Source organism: Lysobacter sp. N42, assembly GCF_004344885.1.
In genome coordinates this window covers 1-20,792 of sequence record NZ_SKFB01000008.1, presented here as the reverse complement: position 1 = coordinate 20,792, position 20,792 = coordinate 1, and the positions used below count along the sequence as shown (strand labels likewise).

Annotated in this window: 21 protein-coding genes and 1 tRNA gene; 12 read left to right on the top strand and 10 right to left on the bottom strand. The window is 71.3% G+C overall.

Features of this window, described 5'->3' with window-relative positions; all coding sequences use genetic code 11:
• Nucleotides 1-75: 75 nt before the first annotated feature.
• Together EYQ95_RS13890 and EYQ95_RS13885 are read left to right on the top strand one after the other, a co-directional pair.
• On the top strand, nucleotides 76-753 hold the full coding sequence (locus EYQ95_RS13890) for a hypothetical protein (protein WP_132327820.1): 678 nt from the start codon (nucleotides 76-78) through the stop codon (nucleotides 751-753).
• Nucleotides 754-797: 44 nt separating this feature from the next.
• A complete protein-coding gene (locus EYQ95_RS13885) occupies nucleotides 798-2,171 on the top strand; it encodes a replication-associated recombination protein A (protein ID WP_343142225.1) in 1,374 nt (457 codons plus the stop codon).
• Nucleotides 2,172-2,231: 60 nt separating this feature from the next.
• Here EYQ95_RS13885 and EYQ95_RS13880 read toward each other — a convergent pair whose 3' ends face one another.
• Nucleotides 2,232-3,236: an NAD-dependent epimerase gene (locus tag EYQ95_RS13880; RefSeq protein ID WP_132327819.1), complete on the bottom strand. Its 1,005-nt coding sequence runs from the start codon at nucleotides 3,234-3,236 to the stop codon at nucleotides 2,232-2,234.
• 1 nt (nucleotide 3,237) lies between these two features.
• The gene (locus EYQ95_RS13875; protein WP_132327818.1) at nucleotides 3,238-4,524 is read right to left on the bottom strand and encodes a nucleotide sugar dehydrogenase; all 1,287 of its coding nucleotides are present in this window, start codon (nucleotides 4,522-4,524) and stop codon (nucleotides 3,238-3,240) included.
• 144 nt (nucleotides 4,525-4,668) lie between these two features.
• Between EYQ95_RS13875 and EYQ95_RS13870 the strand changes: the two genes are divergently transcribed.
• Both EYQ95_RS13870 and EYQ95_RS13865 read left to right on the top strand, forming a co-directional pair.
• The gene (locus tag EYQ95_RS13870) at nucleotides 4,669-5,064 is read left to right on the top strand and encodes a DUF4124 domain-containing protein (RefSeq protein ID WP_132327817.1); all 396 of its coding nucleotides are present in this window, start codon (nucleotides 4,669-4,671) and stop codon (nucleotides 5,062-5,064) included.
• Between the two features lie 242 nt (nucleotides 5,065-5,306).
• Entirely contained in the window at nucleotides 5,307-5,660 is a 354-nt protein-coding gene (locus EYQ95_RS13865; protein WP_132327816.1) for an HU family DNA-binding protein, read from the top strand.
• 741 nt (nucleotides 5,661-6,401) lie between these two features.
• Here the strand turns inward: EYQ95_RS13865 and EYQ95_RS13860 are convergent.
• Nucleotides 6,402-7,187 carry a hypothetical protein gene (locus EYQ95_RS13860; protein ID WP_132327815.1) on the bottom strand — a complete coding sequence of 262 codons (786 nt, stop codon included), beginning with the start codon at nucleotides 7,185-7,187 and terminating at the stop codon, nucleotides 6,402-6,404.
• A gap of 135 nt (nucleotides 7,188-7,322) precedes the next feature.
• On the opposite strand from EYQ95_RS13860, the gene EYQ95_RS13855 reads away from it, so the two are divergent.
• The 4 genes from EYQ95_RS13855 to EYQ95_RS13840 all read left to right on the top strand — a co-directional run bounded on the left by EYQ95_RS13855 (nucleotide 7,323) and on the right by EYQ95_RS13840 (nucleotide 10,147).
• Nucleotides 7,323-8,504 (top strand): homoserine O-acetyltransferase, encoded by a 1,182-nt coding sequence (locus EYQ95_RS13855; RefSeq protein ID WP_132327814.1) that lies wholly within the window; start codon nucleotides 7,323-7,325, stop codon nucleotides 8,502-8,504.
• Entirely contained in the window at nucleotides 8,501-9,091 is a 591-nt protein-coding gene (locus EYQ95_RS13850) for a cysteine dioxygenase family protein (RefSeq protein ID WP_207916436.1), read from the top strand. The genes EYQ95_RS13855 and EYQ95_RS13850 overlap by 4 nt, the downstream gene beginning before the upstream one ends.
• 130 nt (nucleotides 9,092-9,221) lie before the next feature.
• A tRNA-Leu gene (locus EYQ95_RS13845) sits at nucleotides 9,222-9,308 on the top strand.
• 152 nt (nucleotides 9,309-9,460) lie between these two features.
• Nucleotides 9,461-10,147 (top strand): DUF6766 family protein, encoded by a 687-nt coding sequence (locus EYQ95_RS13840; RefSeq protein WP_132327813.1) that lies wholly within the window; start codon nucleotides 9,461-9,463, stop codon nucleotides 10,145-10,147.
• Nucleotides 10,148-10,186: 39 nt separating this feature from the next.
• On the opposite strand, the gene EYQ95_RS13835 is transcribed toward EYQ95_RS13840, so the two are convergent.
• From EYQ95_RS13835 to smc, 5 genes are all read right to left on the bottom strand, one after another.
• Nucleotides 10,187-10,432, bottom strand: a complete 246-nt coding sequence (locus EYQ95_RS13835; protein WP_132327812.1) for a hypothetical protein — start codon at nucleotides 10,430-10,432, stop codon at nucleotides 10,187-10,189.
• A 96-nt stretch (nucleotides 10,433-10,528) separates the two neighbouring features.
• Entirely contained in the window at nucleotides 10,529-10,978 is a 450-nt protein-coding gene (locus tag EYQ95_RS13830) for a hypothetical protein (RefSeq protein ID WP_132327811.1), read from the bottom strand.
• A gap of 101 nt (nucleotides 10,979-11,079) precedes the next feature.
• Nucleotides 11,080-11,277 (bottom strand): PspC domain-containing protein, encoded by a 198-nt coding sequence (locus tag EYQ95_RS13825; protein ID WP_132327810.1) that lies wholly within the window; start codon nucleotides 11,275-11,277, stop codon nucleotides 11,080-11,082.
• A 75-nt stretch (nucleotides 11,278-11,352) separates the two neighbouring features.
• Nucleotides 11,353-12,078, bottom strand: coding sequence for a cell division protein ZipA (zipA, locus tag EYQ95_RS13820; protein ID WP_132327809.1), 726 nt, complete (start codon nucleotides 12,076-12,078; stop codon nucleotides 11,353-11,355).
• Nucleotides 12,079-12,094: 16 nt separating this feature from the next.
• Nucleotides 12,095-15,598 carry a chromosome segregation protein SMC gene (smc, locus tag EYQ95_RS13815; protein WP_132327808.1) on the bottom strand — a complete coding sequence of 1,168 codons (3,504 nt, stop codon included), beginning with the start codon at nucleotides 15,596-15,598 and terminating at the stop codon, nucleotides 12,095-12,097.
• A gap of 117 nt (nucleotides 15,599-15,715) precedes the next feature.
• Here smc and EYQ95_RS13810 point away from each other — a divergent pair, with 117 nt between their 5' ends.
• Nucleotides 15,716-16,477, top strand: coding sequence for a 6-phosphogluconolactonase (locus EYQ95_RS13810; RefSeq protein ID WP_165924741.1), 762 nt, complete (start codon nucleotides 15,716-15,718; stop codon nucleotides 16,475-16,477).
• Here EYQ95_RS13810 and EYQ95_RS13805 read toward each other — a convergent pair whose 3' ends face one another.
• Together EYQ95_RS13805 and EYQ95_RS13800 are read right to left on the bottom strand one after the other, a co-directional pair.
• Nucleotides 16,478-16,756: a BolA family transcriptional regulator gene (locus EYQ95_RS13805; RefSeq protein ID WP_132327806.1), complete on the bottom strand. Its 279-nt coding sequence runs from the start codon at nucleotides 16,754-16,756 to the stop codon at nucleotides 16,478-16,480. It lies immediately after the preceding gene.
• The gene (locus EYQ95_RS13800) at nucleotides 16,753-17,052 is read right to left on the bottom strand and encodes a YciI family protein (protein WP_132327805.1); all 300 of its coding nucleotides are present in this window, start codon (nucleotides 17,050-17,052) and stop codon (nucleotides 16,753-16,755) included. The genes EYQ95_RS13805 and EYQ95_RS13800 overlap by 4 nt, the downstream gene beginning before the upstream one ends.
• 291 nt (nucleotides 17,053-17,343) lie before the next feature.
• On the opposite strand from EYQ95_RS13800, the gene EYQ95_RS13795 reads away from it, so the two are divergent.
• The 3 genes from EYQ95_RS13795 to rluB form a co-directional block, all read left to right on the top strand.
• The gene (locus EYQ95_RS13795; RefSeq protein WP_132327804.1) at nucleotides 17,344-18,270 is read left to right on the top strand and encodes a ScpA family protein; all 927 of its coding nucleotides are present in this window, start codon (nucleotides 17,344-17,346) and stop codon (nucleotides 18,268-18,270) included.
• 158 nt (nucleotides 18,271-18,428) lie between these two features.
• Nucleotides 18,429-19,523, top strand: coding sequence for an SMC-Scp complex subunit ScpB (gene scpB / locus EYQ95_RS13790; RefSeq protein WP_132327803.1), 1,095 nt, complete (start codon nucleotides 18,429-18,431; stop codon nucleotides 19,521-19,523).
• Nucleotides 19,516-20,792: 23S rRNA pseudouridine(2605) synthase RluB (rluB, locus tag EYQ95_RS13785; protein WP_132327802.1), on the top strand; the 1,277-nt coding region annotated here is incomplete at its 3' end. The genes scpB and rluB, both read left to right, overlap by 8 nt.

Genomic DNA, 20,792 nt, shown 5'->3' with positions numbered 1-20,792 from the left:
TATCACCCGGCGTGCACGCCTGTCCGCCGACAGTGGCCCCGTAGTCGCATTACCGCGGCGTTCCGGGGAACCGCCATGCACCGACCCGCCCTCCTGGCCCTCGCCACCGTCGCCACCCTCGCTGCGGGCACGATGATTGCCCACGGCCGCGATGGCTCCCCGCGCGCCGTGGCCCAGGCCGCCGCGCCCGCCGCTGCCAGCGCCGTCGACGACGCCGTCGCCGCAGCGGTGATCGGGAGCATCAGCGGGCAGTTCGACACCGAGGACGTCACCGTCCAGCTGACCGATGTGGACGCGGTGCCGCTGAGCATCCGCGATCGCGAACTGCGCGGCAGCGGGCGGCTTCGCATCGACGGCCACGCACAGTGGATCCCGTTCCGCTTCGCCGCGCTCTACGACACGCAGAACGCGGAGGTCTCGCAGCCGCGCCTGCAGCTGGGCACCGCGGGCGCGGGCAGCGCGGCGGACGCCGCCATCGCGCGGGGCCTGGAAGCACGGGTCGCGCAGGCGCTGACTGTCGAGTTCGCGGGGCAACCGGTGACCTGGAAGCAGGGCGCCACGCGGGTATCCACGGCCGATTCGCGCTTCGTCCACGTGGTGGGCAGCGGGCTGGCCGACTTCGGCGCCGAAGGGCGCGTGGACGCGCGTGTGGATGCGCTGTACGACCGGCGCACCGGGCGCTGGCTGCGCGTGAGCTACGAGCTCGGCCCCTCGGACGAAGCCCTGGTCGGCGGGGCCGTCGCGAGCCTCTGACCGCCCGCTGGTAAGGTGCGTGCAGGCCAGACTCCCGCACGCACGTGCCACGACGCCCCTCCACGCCGGTCATCGCCGGCGATGACGCCCCCGATGCCCTGAAACCCCTCGCCGAGCGCATGCGACCGCGCACGCTGGGCGAGATGGTCGGCCAGCGCCGACTGCTCGCACCCGGCTCCGCGCTGCGCAGGGCGGTCGAATCCGGCCGCATCCATTCCATGGTGCTGTGGGGTCCGCCGGGCTGCGGCAAGACCACGCTCGCCTTGCTGCTCGCGCGATATGCCGACGCCGAGTTCCGCGCGATCTCCGCCGTGCTCTCGGGCCTGCCCGACGTGCGGCAGGTGCTCGCCGAGGCGGCCGAGCGTTTTGCCGAAGGCCGTCGTACCGTGCTCTTCGTCGACGAGGTGCACCGCTTCAACAAGGCGCAGCAGGATGCGTTCCTGCCGGCGATCGAGCGCGGCACGATCGTCTTCGTCGGCGCCACCACCGAGAACCCGTCCTTCGAGCTCAATTCCGCGCTCCTGTCGCGCTGCCGCGTGCATGTCATGGAGGCCGTGTCGCCGGACGACATCGCCGATGCCCTGCGCCGCGCGCTGGCGGACGCCGAACGCGGGCTGGGCGCGCAGGAGATCGCGGTCGACGATGCGCTGCTGGGGCAGATCGCCCAGGCGGCGGATGGCGACGTGCGGCGCGCGCTGACGCTGCTCGAGATCGCCGCCGAGCTCGCGACGGGGGAGGGCGGCCGCATGACCGAAGCCACGCTCGCCCAGGTGCTGGCCGACCGCACGCGCCGCTTCGACAAGGGCGGCGAGCAGTTCTACGACCAGATCTCCGCGCTCCACAAGTCGGTGCGCAGCACCAATCCCGACGCCGCCCTCTACTGGCTGGCCCGCATGCTCGACGGCGGCGCGGACCCGCACTACCTGGCACGGCGCATCACCCGCATGGCGGTGGAGGACATCGGCCTCGCCGACCCGCGTGCGCTGGCCATGGCGATCGATGCCTGGGAAACCTACGACCGGCTCGGCAGCCCGGAAGGCGAACTCGCCCTCGCGCAGGTGGTGATCTACCTCGCATCGACCGCGAAATCGAACGCGGGCTACGTGGCCTGGGGCGAGGCGCGCCGGGACGTGCGCGAATACGGCACGCAGGAGGTGCCGCTGCACCTGCGCAATGCGCCGACCCGACTCATGAAGTCGATCGGGTACGGCAGGAACTACCGCTATGACCACGACGAGGAAGGCGGCGTCGCACTGGATCAGACCGCGTTCCCGGATGCCATGGGCGAGCGCGTCTACTACCGCCCCGTGCCGCGCGGGCTGGAGATCAAGCTGGGCGAGAAGCTCGACCAACTGCGCCGCGCGCGTGCCAGGGCGCGCGGCGAGGCGCCCGACCCCTCGTCGCCGAAGCCCGGGTAAGGCCGCAGGCCGCACCCGGGACGTCGCTCCGCCGGCGCCTCTTCCGCGGCGGCGCGCCCCCTAGACCCCGTAGTACCCGCGATACCACGCCACGAACCGCGCGACCCCGTCCTCGATCGGCGTCGAGGGCGCAAAGCCCGTGTCGCGCCTGAGGGCCTCCACGTCGGCATAGGTATCGGGAACGTCGCCCGGCTGCATGGGCAGCAGGCGCCGCTCGACGCGACGCCCGATGCAGTCCTCGAGCACCTCGACGAAGCGCAGCAGCTCCACCGGCTGGTGGCTGCCGATGTTGTAGACCCGGTACGGCGCGGTCGACGTGGCCGGGGAGGCGAGCAGCGAGCTGTCGTCGCGGCCGACGGGCGGGCGGCCCAGAACGCGGACCACGCCTTCGACGATGTCGTCGATGTAGGTGAAGTCCCGGCTGTGGCGCCCGCGGTTGAACACGTCGATGGGCTCGCCCGCCAGGATGCGCCGCGCGAACAGGAACGGCGACATGTCCGGCCGGCCCCAGGGGCCGTAGACGGTGAAAAAGCGCAGGCCGGTGGTCGGCAGCCCGTAGAGATGGCTGTAGGTGTGCGCCATCAGCTCGTTGGCCTTCTTCGTCGCTGCGTACAGGCTCACCGGATGGTCGACCGGATCCTCCACGGAAAACGGCAGCCGGCGGTTGGCGCCGTAGACCGAGCTGGACGACGCGTAGACCAGGTGCTCCACGCCCGCATGGCGGCAGGCCTCCAGGATGTTGATGAAGCCCACCAGGTTGCTGTCCACGTAGGCACGCGGGTTCTCCAGCGAGTAGCGGACCCCGGCCTGTGCGGCCAGGTTCACGACGCGGTCCGGGCGGAAGTCGGCGAAGGCGCGCTCGAGCGCCTCGCGGTCCTCCAGCTTCGCCTCTACGAAGCGGAAGCCGTCGGACGGCACCAGATGAAGCAGGCGGTCGCGCTTGAGCTGCGGGTCGTAGTACGCGTTGAGGTCGTCGTAACCCAAGACCTCGTCGCCGCGCTCGATGAGGCGGCGCGCCAGGTGTGCGCCGATGAAGCCGGCCGCGCCGGTGACCAGCACGCGCATGTCAGAGCCTCCCGTCGACGGCGGCGCGGGGCAGGGCGCCCTTGACGTCGTAGACCACCGCACCCTCGCGTCCGAAGGCCCGCAGCGCCTCGGCGCCGGCCTCGACGAACTCGCGGTGCGGAACCGCCAGCACCACCGCGTCGTAGGCGCCGCGGGCCGGCGCATCGACCAGGGCGAAGTCGTAGGCGCGCGTGGCTTCGCCGGCGTCGACGCGCGGGTCGTGCACATCCACTTCCGCGCCGAAAGCGCGCAGCTCGGCCACGATGTCGACCACGCGCGTGTTGCGCAGGTCGCCGCAGTTCTCCTTGAAGGCAAGGCCCAGCACGAGGATGCGCGGGCGCGCAGCCAGGCCCCGCGAGGCCACGAGCCTGAGCACGCGATGCGCAACGTGCACGCCCATGCCGTCGTTGATGCGGCGGCTCGCCGAGATGAGCTCGGCGTGGTAACCCACTTCCTGCGCCTTGTGCGCGAGGTAGTAGGGATCGACTCCGATGCAGTGGCCGCCGACGAGGCCGGGGCGGAACGGGAGGAAATTCCACTTGGTGCCCGCGGCTTCGAGCACGTCGACGGTGTCGATGCCGAGCCGGTCGAGGATCAGCGCCAGCTCGTTCATGAGCGCGATGTTGACGTCGCGCTGGATGTTCTCGATGACCTTCGCGGCCTCCGCCACGCGGATGCTCGACGCGCGATGCGTGCCGGCCGGCACGATGCCCCGGTACAGGGCGTCCACGAACCCGGCCGCGGCCTCGCAGGAGCCGGACGTCACCTTGACGATGTCGGGAAGACGGCGGCCCTGGTCGCCCGGGTTGATCCGCTCGGGGCTGTAGCCGACATGGAAGTCGCGTCGGTATACGAGACCGGATTCGCGCTCGATGATGGGTACGCAGCGTTCCTCGGTGGCGCCTGGATAGACCGTCGACTCGAAGATGACGACATTGCCGGGCCGGAGCACGCGTCCCACCGTGCGGCTGGCGGCTTCCAAGGGGCTGAAATCCGGCCGCTTGTACGCATCGACCGGTGTCGGCACGGTCACCACGAAAACGTCGTGGCCGGCGAGCGTTTCGGGGTCGCTGTCGAAGCGGAGCCGCGGCGCACGTAGCGCGGCGGCATCGGTTTCGCCGGTGCGATCGAGGCCCTTGCGCAGCTCGTCCACGCGCTGCGGGTCCACGTCGAAGCCCAGCGTGTCGCGCGTGGCGGCGAAGGCGACGGCCAGCGGCAGCCCCACGTAGCCCAGGCCGACGATCGCGACGCGGGCAGTGTCGATTGGCGGAAGCGAGGCGGGCTGCATACGGTTTCCTTCGCAGGGCTGCCTATGATGCCGGCACCGCGCCCGGAAGGGGATGCGGCGGAATCCTACGCGCGCGTACGCGCGCGGCGGACGGCCCGGCGCTTGCGGGCGGTGGAGACTGCGCGTCCCGGAACAGGAGGACGCATGCGGATGTTTCGAACATGGATGCTCGTGCTGGTGGCGCTGATCGCCAGCTCGTCGCCGGCGGGCGCGCAGACGGTGCAGAAGTGCCGCGCACCGGATGGAACGGTCCGGTACCAGAGTGCGGCCTGCGCACCGGGCGAGCGCGTTCTCGCGACGTGGGACGCCGAGCCCGACCCGGCTACGCCCGTCGCGGCGCCGAGCATGCCGACACGCGCGATGTCGACAGCACCGCGCCGTGGTCGCACCGCTTACCGACGGGCGGCCGCTCGCGCCGATGTCGACCCCTGCCGGGCGGCCAAGGAGCGCCGCGACGCCGTCGAGCGGCGCGTGGGCCTGGCGCGGACCTACGAGCTGCTCAGCGCGCTGCAGCGCGACGTCTACGATGCATGCCGGTAGACGACGCCTCTTCGGGCGGCCACGGGCAGAGGTCCACCAGGGCATGGCGATGGCACGGCGTGGGTGGGGCCGGGCTCGCCGCGCGGGCCTTGCCGGCATGGCGGGGCAGGGTGCCTCGCCGGGGAGCGTCCGGCGGAGGCCGGGCAGGCGCGATTCTGGCGGGATACCCCGAAAAAAACCGCTTGCGTCGGGATCGAAGTCGCGCGATAACGCGCACTCCTTCCACCCGGAAATCGCAAACCATGGCGACGAAGAAAACCGCGAGTGCTGGCTCCAAGATCAAGCCGGTCACCGAGCCCCTGGGCAAGAGTGGCCTCGTCAACTACATCTCCGAGCGCACCGAGCTGGCGCCGCGTGACGTGCGCGCCGTGCTGTCGGCCCTCGAGGAAGCCGCCCACGGTTCGCTGCACAAGAAGGGCTGCGGCACCTTCACCTTCCCCGGCATGCTGAAGGTCACCAAGGTCGACGTCCCGGCCAAGCCGCGCCGCAAGGGCATCAATCCCTTCACCAAGGAAGAGCAGTGGTTCGCGGCCAAGCCGGCTTCGGTCAAGCTGAAGGCCCGCCCGCTCAAGAAGCTCAAGGACGCCGCCGTCTGAGTCGCGACGCCAACGAATTCCAGGCCGCCGGGCAACCGGCGGCCTTTTTGTTTCAGCCGGGCTATGCAGCCCGTGCAGGGCGTCGGCGGTGGATGCAGTCGCCTGGGGGGCTCAGACCGGTACGCAGCTTCGATGGAGTTCCCGGCGAGCCGGCACTGTCGCGGAAAGCCGCCGAGACGGCCGCTCGGACCGAAACCTCTGTAGCACCTCGGCTACTGGTGGCTGGGGTGCCGTGCGGTGCGTTTCCTGCCGGGTCGCGGCGATGTCCCGGGTGGTTGTCGTCGGGTATACGCACGATCGAACGCCGCGCCGCCCGGGCGGCGTGCGGTCATGGCTTGGAACTCGTGGGTAAGGCCGCTCCGGCCGGGCTGCGCACTATCGGAGAGCACGCTGTTGACGCGCCGAGTAGTCGATGGGACGAGCAATCGGTCTTTCGCGCAATCTGTCGAGCATGGGCGTGCGTAGCGTCGAACCAACGAAGCGTTGTCGTTAAGCGCGGGAAGGCGACATCTGGGAGGCAGAACGCCGCCTATTTGAAACTTCGCATAATGTCTATTATGTACACATTGCCGTGATGGCGCACGCCGGGTCGGTCACCCGCGTCGATACGGCACTCGCCGCCATCCCTTGCCGCCTTGCCACCGTGTCGGCACAACACCTCCCCGCGTCGACGATTTGTACGTCGACAGTACGAAGGGCGCGCCGGAACACGCGCCCCTTCGTACTGCGGTGCCGCGGGTGTCAGCGGCCGTCCCGGTCCGCGTCGCCCGGAAGGATGCGTTCCACGCCGTGCCACGCGTCGCGGACCGCTTCCTTGGCATCTGTCCACGACAGCCTCGACGTGCCGCGCGCGCTTTCCCAGCCACGCTCGAGTTCGCGTTCGGTCGCCTCGTCCCACTGGCCGGTCTTCGACTGACTGCGCGCGTAGGTGCCGTAACGGTACGCCGGGCGGTAGTCGTCGAACGAGTAGTCGGCCTTGTAGTAATCGGCCTGGTTGAAACGCTGCTCGTAGTGGCGGTCCGTGGCGTCGTAGGTGCGGTGCGTGCGGTCGGTGCGGTCCCAGGCGTCGCGCGTGGCGTCGCGGGCCTCCGCCCAGGCGAGCCGGGACTCGCCCCTCACGCGTTCCCAGCCCTCCTTGAGGCGTTCCTCGACGCGTTCCCAGGCTTCCCCATGGTGCTCGTTGCGCGCCTCGGTGCCGTAGCGGTAGGCGGGGGCGTAGTCGCGGTCGTAGTCCTTCGAGCTGTCGTAGTACGGGCGCGTGGTCACTTCGTTGCGCCAGTGATCCGTCTCGCCGGTCGGGTCGACGCGCTCGGCCACGGAATGGCCGGCGGCGGCACCGGCGACCGTGCCGATCGCACCGCCGACGAGCGTGCCGATCGGCCCGAACGCGCTGCCGATCGCCGCGCCCACCGCCGCACCGCCCACGCCGCCTACGCCCGTGCCCACGGGATGCGAGCCCGGCGCGCCGGAGATCGGATCGCGGTTCATGTCCCTGCCCTGATCATTGGTGTTCTGCGTGTTCGCCATGGCCTTCGTTCCGTTGGGGGAATGCCCACTGTGGAGCGGCGGGTGTGTAGCGGCGGTCGAAACAGCGTTCCGGCGCGCGATGGGGCGGACGAACGGCCGTCGGGGCACAATCCACCGACAGCGCAGGACGCATGCATGACCGAATTCATTCCTACGGGAACCCACTTCGTCGACCTACCCTCGCCCTTCCCCATGAAACGCGGCGGTGAGCTGCGGGGCGCACGCATGGCGTATGAAAGCTGGGGACGCCTCGCCCCGGACGGCTCCAATGCCGTCCTGATCCTGACGGGCCTCTCGCCGGACGCGCACGCCGCGTCGAGCGACGCCAATCCCGACCCCGGCTGGTGGGAGCAGATGCTGGGCCCGGGAAAGCCCATCGACACCGATCGCTGGTTCGTGGTCTGCGTGAACACCCTCGGCAGCTGCAAGGGCTCGACCGGCCCCGCCTCCCTCAACCCCGCCACCGGCGAGCCCTACCGGCTGGACTTCCCGCCGCTGTCGGTGGAGGACTGTGCCGACGCGGCCGCCCACGTCGTGCGCCGCCTGGGCATCGGGGAGCTGGCCTGCGTGGTCGGCAATTCGATGGGCGGCATGGTCGCCCTCGCCTTCCTGCAGCGACACCCGGGGCTCGCACGTCAGCACGTGAACATCTCCGGCGCCGCCCGCGCGCTCCCGTTCTCGATCGCGATCCGCTCCCTGCAGCGCGAGGCGATCCGGCTCGACCCGGCCTGGAACGGCGGGCACTACGACGACCAGTCCTACCCCGAATCGGGCATGCGCATGGCGCGCAAGCTCGGCGTCATCACCTACCGTTCCGCGCTCGAGTGGGACGGCCGCTTCGGCCGCGTGAGGCTCGATTCCGAGCGCCAGGACAGCGATCCCTTCGGCCTCGAGTTCGAGGTCGAAAGCTACCTCGAAGCGCATGCGCGGCGCTTCGTGCGCCGCTTCGACCCCAACTGCTACCTCTACCTCGGCCGGGCCATGGACTGGTTCGACCTCGGCGACTACTGCCCCCGGCGTAGCGGCAACAGCCGCGAGGACACCCTCGCCGCGCTCGCCTCGCTCACGCTCGAGCGTGCGCTCGTGATCGGAGTGCACACCGACATCCTCTTTCCGCTGCAGCAGCAGGAGGAGATTGCCGAAGGCCTGGCGCGGGGCGGCGTGGACGCTCGCTTCGTGCCGCTCGAATCGCCCCAGGGGCATGACGCGTTCCTCGTCGACATCGCCCGTTTCGGCCCCGTCGTCCGCGAATTTCTCGACGAGCTGCACGCCCGGGGCGCCGCCAGCCGGCAGGACCCGTCTAGAATCGGCGCATGAACGCGCAGGCCCTGCCCGACATCGACTTCCCCGGCCACGACAAGCTGGTCGCCGCACTGGACGCGGCCGTCTGCGCGGGCGACTGCGAAGCGGTCACGACCGCCGTGCGCAAGCTGCTCTGCGAGATGATCCGCGACCGCGACGTGCAGTTGCCGGCCAGCGTCTACGAGCCGATCGACGACCACTACGCGCGCCGCGAGATCTACCGCAGCCCGCTGCACGGGTACAGCGTGGTGGCCATGACCTGGGGCCCCGGCCAGGGTACGCCCGTGCACGACCATTCGGGCCTGTGGTGCGTCGAGGGTGTCTGGGACGGCGAGCTGGAGATCACCCAGTACGAACTGCTCGAGCGTGACGGCGACCGTTTCCGCTTCCGCGCCACCGGCGGCATGCAGGCCGGCACCGGCAGCGCCGGCAGCCTGATCCCGCCCCACGAGTACCACACGATCCGCAACATGAGCCAGGACCGCGTCGCCGTCTCGCTGCACATCTACAAGGCGCAGATGCAGTGCTGCTCGACGTTCACGCCGCTCGGGGGCGAGTGGTACCGCCGCAGCGAGCGCACCCTGGCGACCGACTCGACCTGATTCGCGCGCCGGACCCCTCGCCCTGGTTGCCGGGGACCTCCGCATCGGCAGCGCAGCAGCTGGCGCGCCTGGTTGCAACGTCCCCGGGCGGCGCGGGCATGTGCCGCCTGCCGCTATACTTCACGCCCGCGCCGGAATGGCGGAATCGGTAGACGCAGCGGACTCAAAATCCGCCGGCCTTAAAACCGTGTGGGTTCGAGTCCCACTTCCGGCACCACCTGCTGGCTGGGTTGCATCCTGCAAGCCCCCTGCCCCGCGACTGAACAGGTGATGCGGTCCTGCCGCCTCCGGTCTGCCGAGCGGCCGTTCTTCGCACCGGCTGTACGCGTGCCGTTCCTATGCTTCGGGAAACACACGAACGGAGCGAACATGGCAACGGTCGCATCGCGCGGCGCCGTGCACAGCGGCTTCCTCGCCCGCAATGGCCTCAGCTTGGCCTTCCTGGCCCTCATGCTGCTTTCCGTGCTGGGCCACGCGCTGACGGGCTGGCATGCGAGCAACCAGGAGCGGCAGGACCATGGCCAGGCGCCCGAGGCGTTGACCACCTATCTGGGCGACGGGCATTTCCTCGGCACGCTCTTCGAGAACTGGGAGAGCGAGTTCCTGCAGATGGGCCTGTTCGTACTGCTGACCGCGTTCCTCCGCCAGAAGGGTGCGTCGGAGTCGCGCCCGCTGGATCCTTCCGAGGAGCCCGAGCCGGACCCGGTGCCCTACGCGCAGCGCCCGTGGCCGGTGCGCAGGGGCGGCGCCTGGCGCAAGGCCTACGAGCATTCGCTGTCGGGCGCGCTCTTGCTGCTCTTCGTCGGCAGCTTCTTCGCCCATCTCTATTTCAGCTGGAAGCACCATGTCGAACAGCAGCTGCAGCACGGAGAGCAGGCGGTGCTCTCCATGTGGCAGTACCTCGGGGGGAGCGACTTCTGGTTCGAATCGTTCCAGAACTGGCAGAGCGAGTTCCTGGCGGTGGTGGCGCTCGTGCTGCTTTCGATCTTCCTGCGCGAGAAGGATTCGACGGAATCCAAGGACGTGGAGGCTCCGCACTCCAAGACCGGAGCCTAGGCCGCGCGCGGCGTTCGGCCCGGTAGTGGGGAGGCCGGCTCAGGCCGTTTCGGTCGTGCCGCTGGTCAGCAGCGACCGCATGGAGCCGCGGACGACGGCGTAGGACTGGCGGTCGATGTCGGCGAGGACGCGGTTCCAGACGGCCTGGTCGGCCAGGTGGCGGTCGTCGATGCGGCCGATGAAGAGCAGCGGGCCATGCCGCCGCTCGGCGTCGCGCGAAGCGACCAGACAGTCGGGAACAAGCAGCAGCGCGCCGTCCCCACGTGCATATGCCCTGAAGATCATGGCACCTCCCGCGCCTGACCCGCCGCCCCCTGCCCACCACGTCGCCATCCTACCTTAGCTCTCGCAGGCGCGCGCGCCGCGCCGCTCGTCGGCCCGTCAGCCCCCTCGGGACTCCCGACCGAGCGCGGGCATCGGCCAGGGCCACCAGCCCCGGCCCGTGGCGGCGTAGCGGTCGGCCGCGCGCTCGAAGCGGTTGCGCACGCTCACGCCGCCCGCCAGCAGGTAGACGGGGAGGAACAGTGGCCCCAGCACGAGGTACTGGTAGACGTGCGCGCGCTCGTGGTCACAGAGCCGGATGGGAGGATCCCGGGAGAGTCCTGCCGCGTGCGCATAGGTTGCGCAGGCGCTGTCCAGGTCGTGGCCGGTATGCAGGATCACGTTGCCCAGCGTGATCGCGCCGCCCGGACCCCATGGCCAGTGGTGGAACACCAGCGCGAGGTCGCGCGCACGCAGCAGCGGTCTGGCGCCGAAGACCAGCCCCACGAGCCCCAGGAGCAGGCCGACCAGCGTGTTCGGAAGAGCCCAGAGCAGGCCGAGCGCGAGCAGCAGCGCGGGCGGACGGCGGCGCGGGCGCGGCGCGGGCTGGCCAGCCGCCGGGGTCGTGGCTCCGGCCGGCCGGCCCTCGGCTGTCCGGGTAGGACCTTGCGTCAGCGCCCTTCCTCCGGCATCAGCAGCCAGGCCAGCAGGTAGACGAGGATCCCGGGGAAGGCCGCCGACAGGATCGAGACGAGCACGAAGACGATGCGCAGCAGCATCGGGTTCCAGCCCAGCCAGCGTGCGAAACCGCCGAGCACGCCGGCGATCATGCGGTCGTGGCGGGAACGTTCGAGTCGGTTGGTGGGCATGTCGCAGGGCCCTGCATCGAGGCGATGCGCGAGTCTAGCGGCCGCTCGTGTGAGCGCCCCGTGGTGCGACGCGGGCTACCAGCGGCCGGGGCGCGTCAGCGGAGGCGCCTGGCGCTGGCGATCATAGGCGCGCAGCTCGTCGCGGATGTGGGCAACGCGCTGGCGCGCGATCACGTTGCGCTGTTCGTCCAGCACCACGCCGTCGAGCAGCTCGGCCATGCGCTCGGCCGTGGGCAGCATGGTGTCCCAGGCGTCCAGGGCCGAAAGCGGCGCCGGCAGGGTCAGGAAGAAGGCGATCGCCGGCGTCTGCAGCTCATGGATGCTGGCCATGTCGAAGCTGCCGGGCTTCATGATGTTGGCGACGCTGAACACCGGGCCGCGCTCGGGGTGGCCATCGACCAGCCGGTGGAAGACGCCCATGTGGCCGTAAACGAGGCCGGCGCGCTCGGCCGCGACGACGATGTCCGGCCCGTGCAGCGCCTGGCCTGCCTTGGCGGCCAGGTAGAGCGTCACGATCTTGTCGAACTCCTCGGTGGTGCGGCGGCCGAGTTCGGACTGCGCCGGCGGCGCCTCCACGCCCGGCAGGTCGAGCGGTTCCTGCACGGGAGCGCCCGCGCCGTCGCCCATGGCGAGTTCGGACTCCAGCTGCTGCCCCAGCGTGGGCTCGGCACGTGCGTCCTCGCCGCGCGCCACGCGGCGGCCCTGCCCCGCCTTCTTGGGGCGACCGAAGATCAGGATCGCCGCCACGAGCACGATGCCCGCGACGAGGATCCAGATCCGCAGCATGGTCATGTCGGACATCATCGGGCTCCTCGGATCAGGCGGCGCCGGCCAGGCGCGCGGCCTCGGCGAGGTCGACGGACACGAGGCGGCTCACGCCGGGCTCGCGCATGGTCACGCCCATGAGCTGCTTCGCCGCTTCCATCGTGACCTTGTTGTGGGTGACGAACAGGAACTGTACCTGCTCGCTCATCTCGTTGACCATCGCCGTGAAGCGGCCCACGTTCGCCTCGTCCAGCGGCGCGTCGACCTCGTCGAGCAGGCAGAAGGGCGCGGGATTGAGGCGGAAGATCGCGAATACCAGCGCCACCGCGGTCATCGCCTTCTCGCCGCCGGAGAGCAGCGTGATGTTGGACACGCGCTTGCCGGGTGGCCGCGCCATGATCGCCACGCCGGTGTCGAGCAGGTCGTCGCCGGTGAGCTCCAGGTACGCGTGGCCGCCGCCGAACAGGCGCGGGTACAGCTCCTGGATCCCCGAATTGACGCGGTCGAAGGTGTCCTTGAAGCGGCCACGCGTCTCGCGGTCGATCTTGCGGATCGCCTCCTCCAGGGTCTCGAGCGCGGTGGTGAGATCCACGTGCTGGGCGTCGAGGTAGTCCTTGCGCTGCGCGGCCTCGGCATGCTCGGCGATGGCGGCCAGGTTGACCGGCTCGAGGCGGCGCAGCTTGGCGTCCAGCTCGGCGACGTGGCGCTCCCAGGCCTGCGGATCCATGTCCTCGGTCAGCGTGGCGGCGACCTGGTCGAGCGCGAAGCCGGCCTCGATGATGGCCGCCACCAGCTGCTCGGCCTTGAGCGCGAGCGCCTGCAGCTCCAGGCGGCGCTGGCCGATGGCCTCGCGCTGTTGAAGGGCCTGCTCGTCGCGCTGCTGGCGGACCAGCTCGAAGCCGCGCAGTTCGTGGTCGATTCCGTCCAGCGCGGTGCGCGCGGCGGTGAGGCGCTGTTCGGCCAGCACGCGCTGCTCCAGCGCCACCTGCCGCTGCGCTTCCAGCTCGCGCACGGGCGTATCGCCGTCGGCCAGCTGCGCCGCGAGTTCGCCGAGGCGCGAATCGAGCTGGACGCGCTGGCCGGTCATGCGCTCGAGCGCCTGCGCCAGCCCGGCGAGCTGTGCGCGCTGGGATTCGACGGTGAGCGCCAGGGCATGCGCCGCGTCGCGGGCTTCCCGCGCCGCATTGCGGGCCGCGTCGCGCGCTTCGGTCAGGCGGCGACGCTGGTTTTCCAGGTCGATGCGCGCGTCCTCCAGCTCGGACATGCGCACGACCGCATCCTCCTGGTTGCTGCGCGCCAGCCGCGCCTGCTCGCGCGCGGCCTCCAGCGTTTCCGCGAGCTGGGCGAGTTCGGCGTCGATGCGCTCGATGCGACCGCGCGCGGCGTCCACGCGCCCCTGCTGGCTCTGCAGCTGGCCGCTGAGTTCGGACACGCTGCGGTGGGCCATGTAGAGCGAGCGCTGTGCGTCCTCGCGCTGCTGCTCGGAGGCGAGCGACTGGTCACGAAGCTGCACGAGCAAGGCTTCGAGCTCGTGCTCGCGCGCGACCAGCGCCTCGATCTCCCCGCGCAGCGACTGGATCTCGCGCTCGCGCACGAGCGCGCCCTGCGAGCCGCTGCCCGTGCGGACCACCTGCACCCAGCCGGCACCGACGCGTTCGCCCCCGCGGGTGATGACGAGGTCGCCTTCGGGCAGCGTCGGCAGCAGGGCCCGCGCGGCGTCGAGATCGTCGGCCCCGTGCACACGGGCCAGCAGGCGGCGGATGGCGACCGGGCCGCGCACGTGCGCGGCGAGCGTGCCCGCGGCGAACGCGTCGCCGCCGGTTTCGCCGTCGACCAGCGCGAGGCGCCCTTCGGACAAGGCGCCGGCCGCGATCGCCAGCGATGCGGCGTCATCGACCAGCACACCCTCGATCAGTTGGCCGAGCGCGGTTTCCACCGCGGTTTCCCAGCCTTCGTCGACGGCCAGCGACTCGCCCACGCGCGGTGCGGATTCGAGGCCATGCTGGCGCAGCCAGTCCATGGCGCGCCCCTGTTCCTGGCCGAGCGCGGCGGCCTGCAGCGTCTCCAGGCCCGAGAGCCGACCGCGCGCGGACTGCGCCTGCTTGCGCACGTCGGCCAGCTGCGCCTGCGTCTGGCGCTGCCGCTCCTGCAGCGCGGAGACGGCTTCCTTGCGCGCCTCGAGTTCGGCGGTCAGCGTCTCCAGCGAGAGCTTCTGCGCTTCGAGCTGTTCGACGATCGATGCCGCGGCCTCGGCCAGCGCCTCGACGTCGAGCCCCGTGCGCTCGTTCGACAGCGCCTCGCGGCGGCGCTCGGCTTCCAGCGCCTGGCGGTCGAAGGCTTCCAGCCGGGTGCGCTCGACCTCCGCGGCACGCGAAGCCTCCGACTGCGCGCGCGCATGGGCATCCCAGCGCTGCTGCCAGTCGGCCAGCTTCTGCTCGGCATCGCGCAGCGCGTCCTGCCGCGCGACTTCCTCCTCGCGCAGCGTTTCAAGGCGCGGCTCGTCGTTCTCCAGCGCGTCGCGCAGGGCATCGAGCCGGGCCTGGTCGCTGCCGATGTGGCTCGCGATCTCCGACAGCTGTGCCAGGGCTTCGTCGCGCGCGCGCTGCAGGCGTGAGGACATTTCGCGCTGGTGCTGGATCTGCTGCTCGATGCGGGCGAGCGTTCCGCCGACCTCGTAGCTCTCGGCCTGCGCGCGCGACAGCGTCTCCGCGGCCTCGTCGCGGCGCACGCGGCCTTCCTCGAGCTGGCGCTCGGCCTCGCGCTGCTCGGCGATGAGCTGCTGCAGGCGCGTCTCGGCCTGCGCGAGCTTCTCGCGCTGGGCCTGCAGCTTGCGGTCCAGCGCGCGATGCTCCAGTGCACGCCATTCGGCGTCCTTGACGCGTCGCTCGGCCTGGATGGCCTGGTACTGCTCGGCCTGCCGTGCCTGCCGCGCCAGGTGCGAGAGCTGCTTGCCGACTTCCTCGCGCAGGTCGTTGAGGCGGTCGAGGTTCTCGCGCGTATGGCGGATGCGCGTCTCGGTCTCCTTGCGGCGCTCCTTGTACTTGGAGATGCCGGCGGCCTCCTCCAGGTACATGCGCAGGTCCTCGGGACGCGCCTCGATGATCTGGGAAATCATTCCCTGCTCGATGATCGAGTAGCTGCGCGGGCCCAGGCCGGTGCCGAGGAAGAGGTCGGTGATGTCGCGCCGGCGGCACTTGGTGCCGTTGAGGTAGTACTGGCTCTGGCCGTCGCGCGAGACGGTGCGCTTGACCGAGATCTCGTTGAACGCCGCGTACTCGCCGCTGATGGTGTGGTCGGAGTTGTCGAAGATCAGCTCGACCATCGCCTGCGACACGGGCTTGCGGGCCGAGGAGCCGGCGAAGATCACGTCGGTGAGCGAATCGCCGCGCAGGCGGCTGGCCGAGCTCTCGCCCATCACCCAGCGCACGGCGTCGATGATGTTGGACTTGCCGCAGCCATTGGGGCCGACGACGCCGGTCATGTTGCCGGACAGGTGGAGCGTGGTCGGGTCGACGAAGGACTTGAAGCCCGACAGCTTGATCGTGGAAAGACGCATGCTTTGACGCGGCCTCTGGCGGCGGACGCGCCAAGGCGACAGGGGGCGCGCGGCCCGCGAGTATAGCGGCGGCCTTCACGGCGGGGCCGGCCCGCGAATGCGCACGCGGCCCGGAAATTGCATCATTCCGGCATGGCGTTCGGGTTCCTGGCCAGTACTCCGCTGACCGAGCACGTGCCCGATCCGTCGGGTGCGGTCACCCTGCACGTCCACCGGGACTCGCACGTCTGGACCTGGGCGGCCGCCGTGGCCGTAGCGGCCGAGCTCCGCCGGGATCTACAGGCCAGCCCCCGGAGCCGGCTGCTGGTCAGCGGCGCCGCGCCGGCGCTGCCCGTGTACCAGGCACTGTCGCGCGCGCCGCTGGACTGGGCACGCGTCGACGTGGGGCTGACGGACGAGCGCTGGCTGCGGCCGGACGACCCGGAGAGCCGGGCCGCGGCGGTCCGGCACAGCCTGGTCGTCGAGCACGCGGCGGCCGCCCGCTTCGAGACGCTGACGCTGGTCGGGCGGCGGATCGAGGACGCGGTCGCCACGGCCAATGCCCATGCACACCAGCCGACGCAGGTGGCGGTGCTCGTGCTGGGCGACGATGGCAGCGTGGCCGGCCTGGCGCCGCAGTCGCCGGACTATGGCCGCGCCCTGGCCTCGCAGCAGGCCTATGTCGCGCTGGATGCCCCGATCGGCGCCGACGAGGCGCCGTGGGCCCGACGCATCTCGATCACGCCCGCCGGGCTGGCCCGTGTCCGCATGCGCGTCCTCCTGCTGCGCGGGGCGCGGCAGCGCGAACTGCTGGAGGCGTCGACGGCCGGTGGTGGCCAGGGGGCGCTCCACGCGCTGCAGCAGGCCGGCGGGCCGCTGCAGGCGCACTGGCGCCCCTGATCAGCCGGCTTCCTCAGGGGTCCGGGCGACGATCGCCAGGGCGTGGATGTCGGTGGTCATCAGCTCGCCCAGCGCCGCGTACACGGCGCGGTGCCGCGCCAGCGGCGACATGCCGGCGAAGCGCCGGCTGACGATCGCCACATTGAAATGGCCCCGGCCGTCGCGCGCTCCCGCATGGCCGGCGTGGCGGTGGCTGTCGTCGACCACCTCCAGGGCCAGGGGCGCGAACGCAGCCTCGAGCGCGGCCCGGATGGCGGCCGGGCGCTCGGCGGGGCTCATGGCAGCACCGGCCGGAACGGACGCACGTCAACGCGTTCGTAGACGCCGGCTTCGACGTAGGGATCGGCCGATGCCCACTCGCGGGCGGCCTCGAGCGATTCGAATTCGGCCACCACCAGGCTGCCGGTGAAGCCCGCCGGGCCGGGGTCGGTGGCGTCGATCGCGGGGCACGGGCCGGCCAGCAGCAGGCGGCCGGCGTCGCGCAGGGCCTGCAGCCGGGCGAGGTGGCGGGGGCGCGCCTCGAGACGGCGGGCGAGCACGTCCGCGCCGTCGCGCGCGTCGATCACGTACCACATGGCAGGTACCAGCTTCGGGGAGGCGCGGCATTCTAGCCCCCGGGTCGGCTGGACAGCCCCGGGGCGCCCCCGTACGCTAGGCACCCACGCGCCCCGCACCGGCGGAGGCCGCACCCGCGGGAGCCCCGCCTCCCGCCGCCCGGCACCAGTGGATCGCCGACCGGCTCCGCCCGGTGGCACCGCCGCCATTGGCCCGCGCCGGATCCGAGCAGTCCGCAAGTCCGAGGGACGGCCAGCGCCGCCCCGCTTCCGCAGTGTGCTGTGCCCAGGCCCGGAGGGGGCCGGCCCCGAATGACCGACGACGTCGCGCCGCAGGCGACCGAAACCGACAAGCCGACCGAAGGCCAGGCGCCCGCCGCCGGCCGGCCGCAGCAGCAGGAGATGCCGCTGGCGGTGGTTCACGGCCAGCCCGTGCTGCAGATCCCGCAGGACCTCTACATCCCGCCGGACGCGCTGGAAGTCATCCTCGAGGCCTTCGAGGGCCCGCTGGACCTGTTGCTGTACCTGATCCGCCGGCAGAACCTGGACATCCTCGACATCCCGGTCGCCGACATCACGAAGCAGTACGTCGAGTACATCGCCGCGATGCACGAGATGCGCTTCGAGCTGGCGGCCGACTATCTCGTGATGGCGGCGATGCTGGCGGAGATCAAGTCGCGCATGCTGCTGCCGCGCGTGACGAACGACGAAGGCGAGGAGGAGGATCCGCGCGCCGAGCTGGTGCGCCGCCTGCAGGAGTACGAGCGCTTCAAGAAGGCGGCGGAGGACATCGATGCCCTGCCCCGCCAGGACCGCGACACCGCGCCCGTGCACGAGGTGCACGTGCCGGACCGCGCCGCGGTGCGGCTGCCGCCGCCGGTGGAACTGAAGGAGATGCTGCTCGCCCTGCGCGACGTGCTCAAGCGCGCCGAGCTCTTCACCCAGCATGCGATCAAGCGCGACGCGCTCAGCGTGCGCCAGCGCATGGGCGAGCTGCTCGAGCGCCTGGCCGATGGCTCGTTCCACCGCTTCGAGACGCTGTTCGACCCGGTGGAAGGCAGATTGGGCGTGGTGGTGACGTTCCTGGGCATGCTCACGCTCGCCAAGGAGCAACTGGTGGAGATCGTGCAGGACGCACCGCTGGCGCCGATCTACGTGAAGTCCCTGGCGCTGATGAAGGACCCGTCGGAGATCGAACTGTCGAGCGAGTTCGACGCCGACGCGGCGAACGAGGGGTGAAACCCGATACGCCACGCGCTGCCGCCAGCGCCGCGGCGTGAGGTTGCAGGCCACGAGGTCCCTGGTTCTTCCGCGTTTGCGGGAATGACCACGGACCGAACCCGCGCCGGGGGATGGCGCGCCGATCGATGTGAACGACCAATCGCAATGCAGACCGCATGGATCAATCGCTGATCAACCGCATCGTCGAGGCCGCGCTGCTCGCCTCGAACCAGCCGCTGTCGCTGGCGCAGCTGCGCGAGCTGTTCCCCGAGGAGCAGCCTGCGCCGCCGGGCGCCGTCGAGGCGGCCATCGAGCAGTTGCAGGCCGCCTGTGCCGATCGCGGCGTCGAGCTCGTCGAGGTCGCGTCCGGCTTCCGCTACCAGGTGCGTGCCGAGGTGCATCCCTGGGTCGCGCGGCTGTGGACCGAGCGCCAGACGCGCTACACGCGCGCCACGCTGGAGACGCTGGCGCTCATCGCCTACCGCCAGCCGATCACGCGTGGCGAGATCGAGCAGGTGCGCGGCGTGGCGGTGAGCAGCAACATCATCAAGGCGCTGGAGGAGCGCGAGTGGATCCGCGTGGTCGGCCACCGCGACGTGCCGGGGCGCCCCGCCCTGTTCGGCACCACCAAGCAGTTCCTCGACTACTTCGGCCTCAAGCGGCTGGACGAGCTGCCGCCGCTCTCGGAGCTGCGTGACATCGGCGAGCTCGAACCGCAGCTGCGCTTCGACGAGACGGCCGGCGTGGATGGCCGGATCGCGGCCGGCGTGGCGGAGGCCGACCAGGCGCGCGAGGGCGAGGCGCCCGCCGTCGGCCAGGCTTCAGGCGACGGCGCGGATACTGCCTCCGTCGACGAAGGCCAAGACGGGGGGAGGTCCGCCGGCGTCGACGCTCCCGGGCCGCAGGCCGCCTCCGCCGACGGGGCCGGCACGCCGGACGACGACGCGCCGGAAGGGCACGCCGGCGACGGCTCCGACCAGGACCTCGATTTCCGCAGCGAACGCCCCGTGGTCTTCGACCCGGGCGACGATGACGATGCACTTTCCGATGCCGGCGAACCCGGCGTCGACCCCGAAGCCGCGCCGGGTACGCGCGCGGCGACCGAGAACGAAATGGCGGCGGAGGCAGGTGTCTCCGAGGCCGCAGCGATCACTGCGTTAAAGGGGCCAGACGACGAGTCCGGTTCCGTTTCCAACGCCGTCGAGACGACGACCGTTCCCGCACTGACGACCGCATCGACCGATGCGGCGGAGTCCGAAAGACATGACTGAAGAAAAGAGCCGCAAGCTCACCCTGCGGCGCGAACAGCCCGCCGCCCCCGCCCCGCGCCAGGAAGAGCGCCTGCACAAGGTGCTCGCACAGGCCGGCCTCGGTTCGCGCCGGGCGCTCGAACAGCGCATCGCCGACGGCCTGGTGAAGGTCAACGGCGAGGTGGCGCGCGTCGGCATGAGCATCGGCGGCGGCGACCGCATCGAGATCGACGGCCGCCAGTTCGTGGCGACCGCGCTGACCGAGCCGCCGCGGGTGCTCATGTACAACAAGCCCGAGGGCGAGGTGACCACGCGCGAGGATCCCGAAGGGCGTCCCACCGTGTTCGACGCCCTGCCCCGCCTCAAGGGGGCCCGCTGGATCGCGATCGGCCGGCTGGACATGAACACCACCGGCCTGCTGCTGCTCAGCACCGATGGCGAGCTGGCCAACGCGCTGATGCATCCGTCCAGGGAGGTCGAGCGCGAGTACGTCTGCCGCGTGCGTCCGCCGGAGGGCCAGGAGCACGTGCCGGACGCCGCCGTCGAGCTGCTGGGCAAGGGCGTGCAGCTGGAAGACGGCCCCGCCAAGTTCGACGAGATCGAGAAGATCGGCGGCAGCGAGTCGCACGACTGGTTCCGCGTGGTCGTCAAGGAAGGCCGCAACCGGGAGGTGCGCCGCCTGTGGGAGTCGCAGGGCTGCCAGGTGAGCCGCCTCAAGCGCGTGCGCTACGGTGGCATCGAGTTGCCGCGCGAGCTGCTGCGCGGCCAGTCGCAGGAGCTGCCGACCGCACGCGTCGAGCAGCTGCGCGAGGAGCTGGGGCTGGAGGACGGCACGCCGTCGGCCCTGACCCTGCAGCCGGTGATCGGCCAGCGGCGCGCCGCCAAGTCGACCATCCACTTCGGCGGTGAGCGCAGCCAGGGCGGCTACGTGGGCGGCCACAACGCCGCCGACGAGGGCCGCGAGCTGCGCCGCTTCGACCATGTCCGCGAGGACCGCGGCCGCGGTCGCGGTGGCCCGCGCAAGCACGGCGGGCTGACGGTGAGCGGCGAGATGGCCGCGCGCCAGGCCAACAAGCCCTTCAAGCAGCGCAAGGAGAAGGGGCCGAAGCCGCTTCCCGAGGGCAATCCCGCCGCCTTCCGTACGTGGTACGTGCCCGACGGCGTCGAGACGGGCCCTTCGGGCCACCGCAACCCGGATGGACGTGCCCGCAAGCCGTTCGGCGGCAAGCCGGGTGGCGCGCGCCCGGGTGCCGGGCGTCCCGGCGGCGGCCGGCCCGGTGCCGGCGGCCC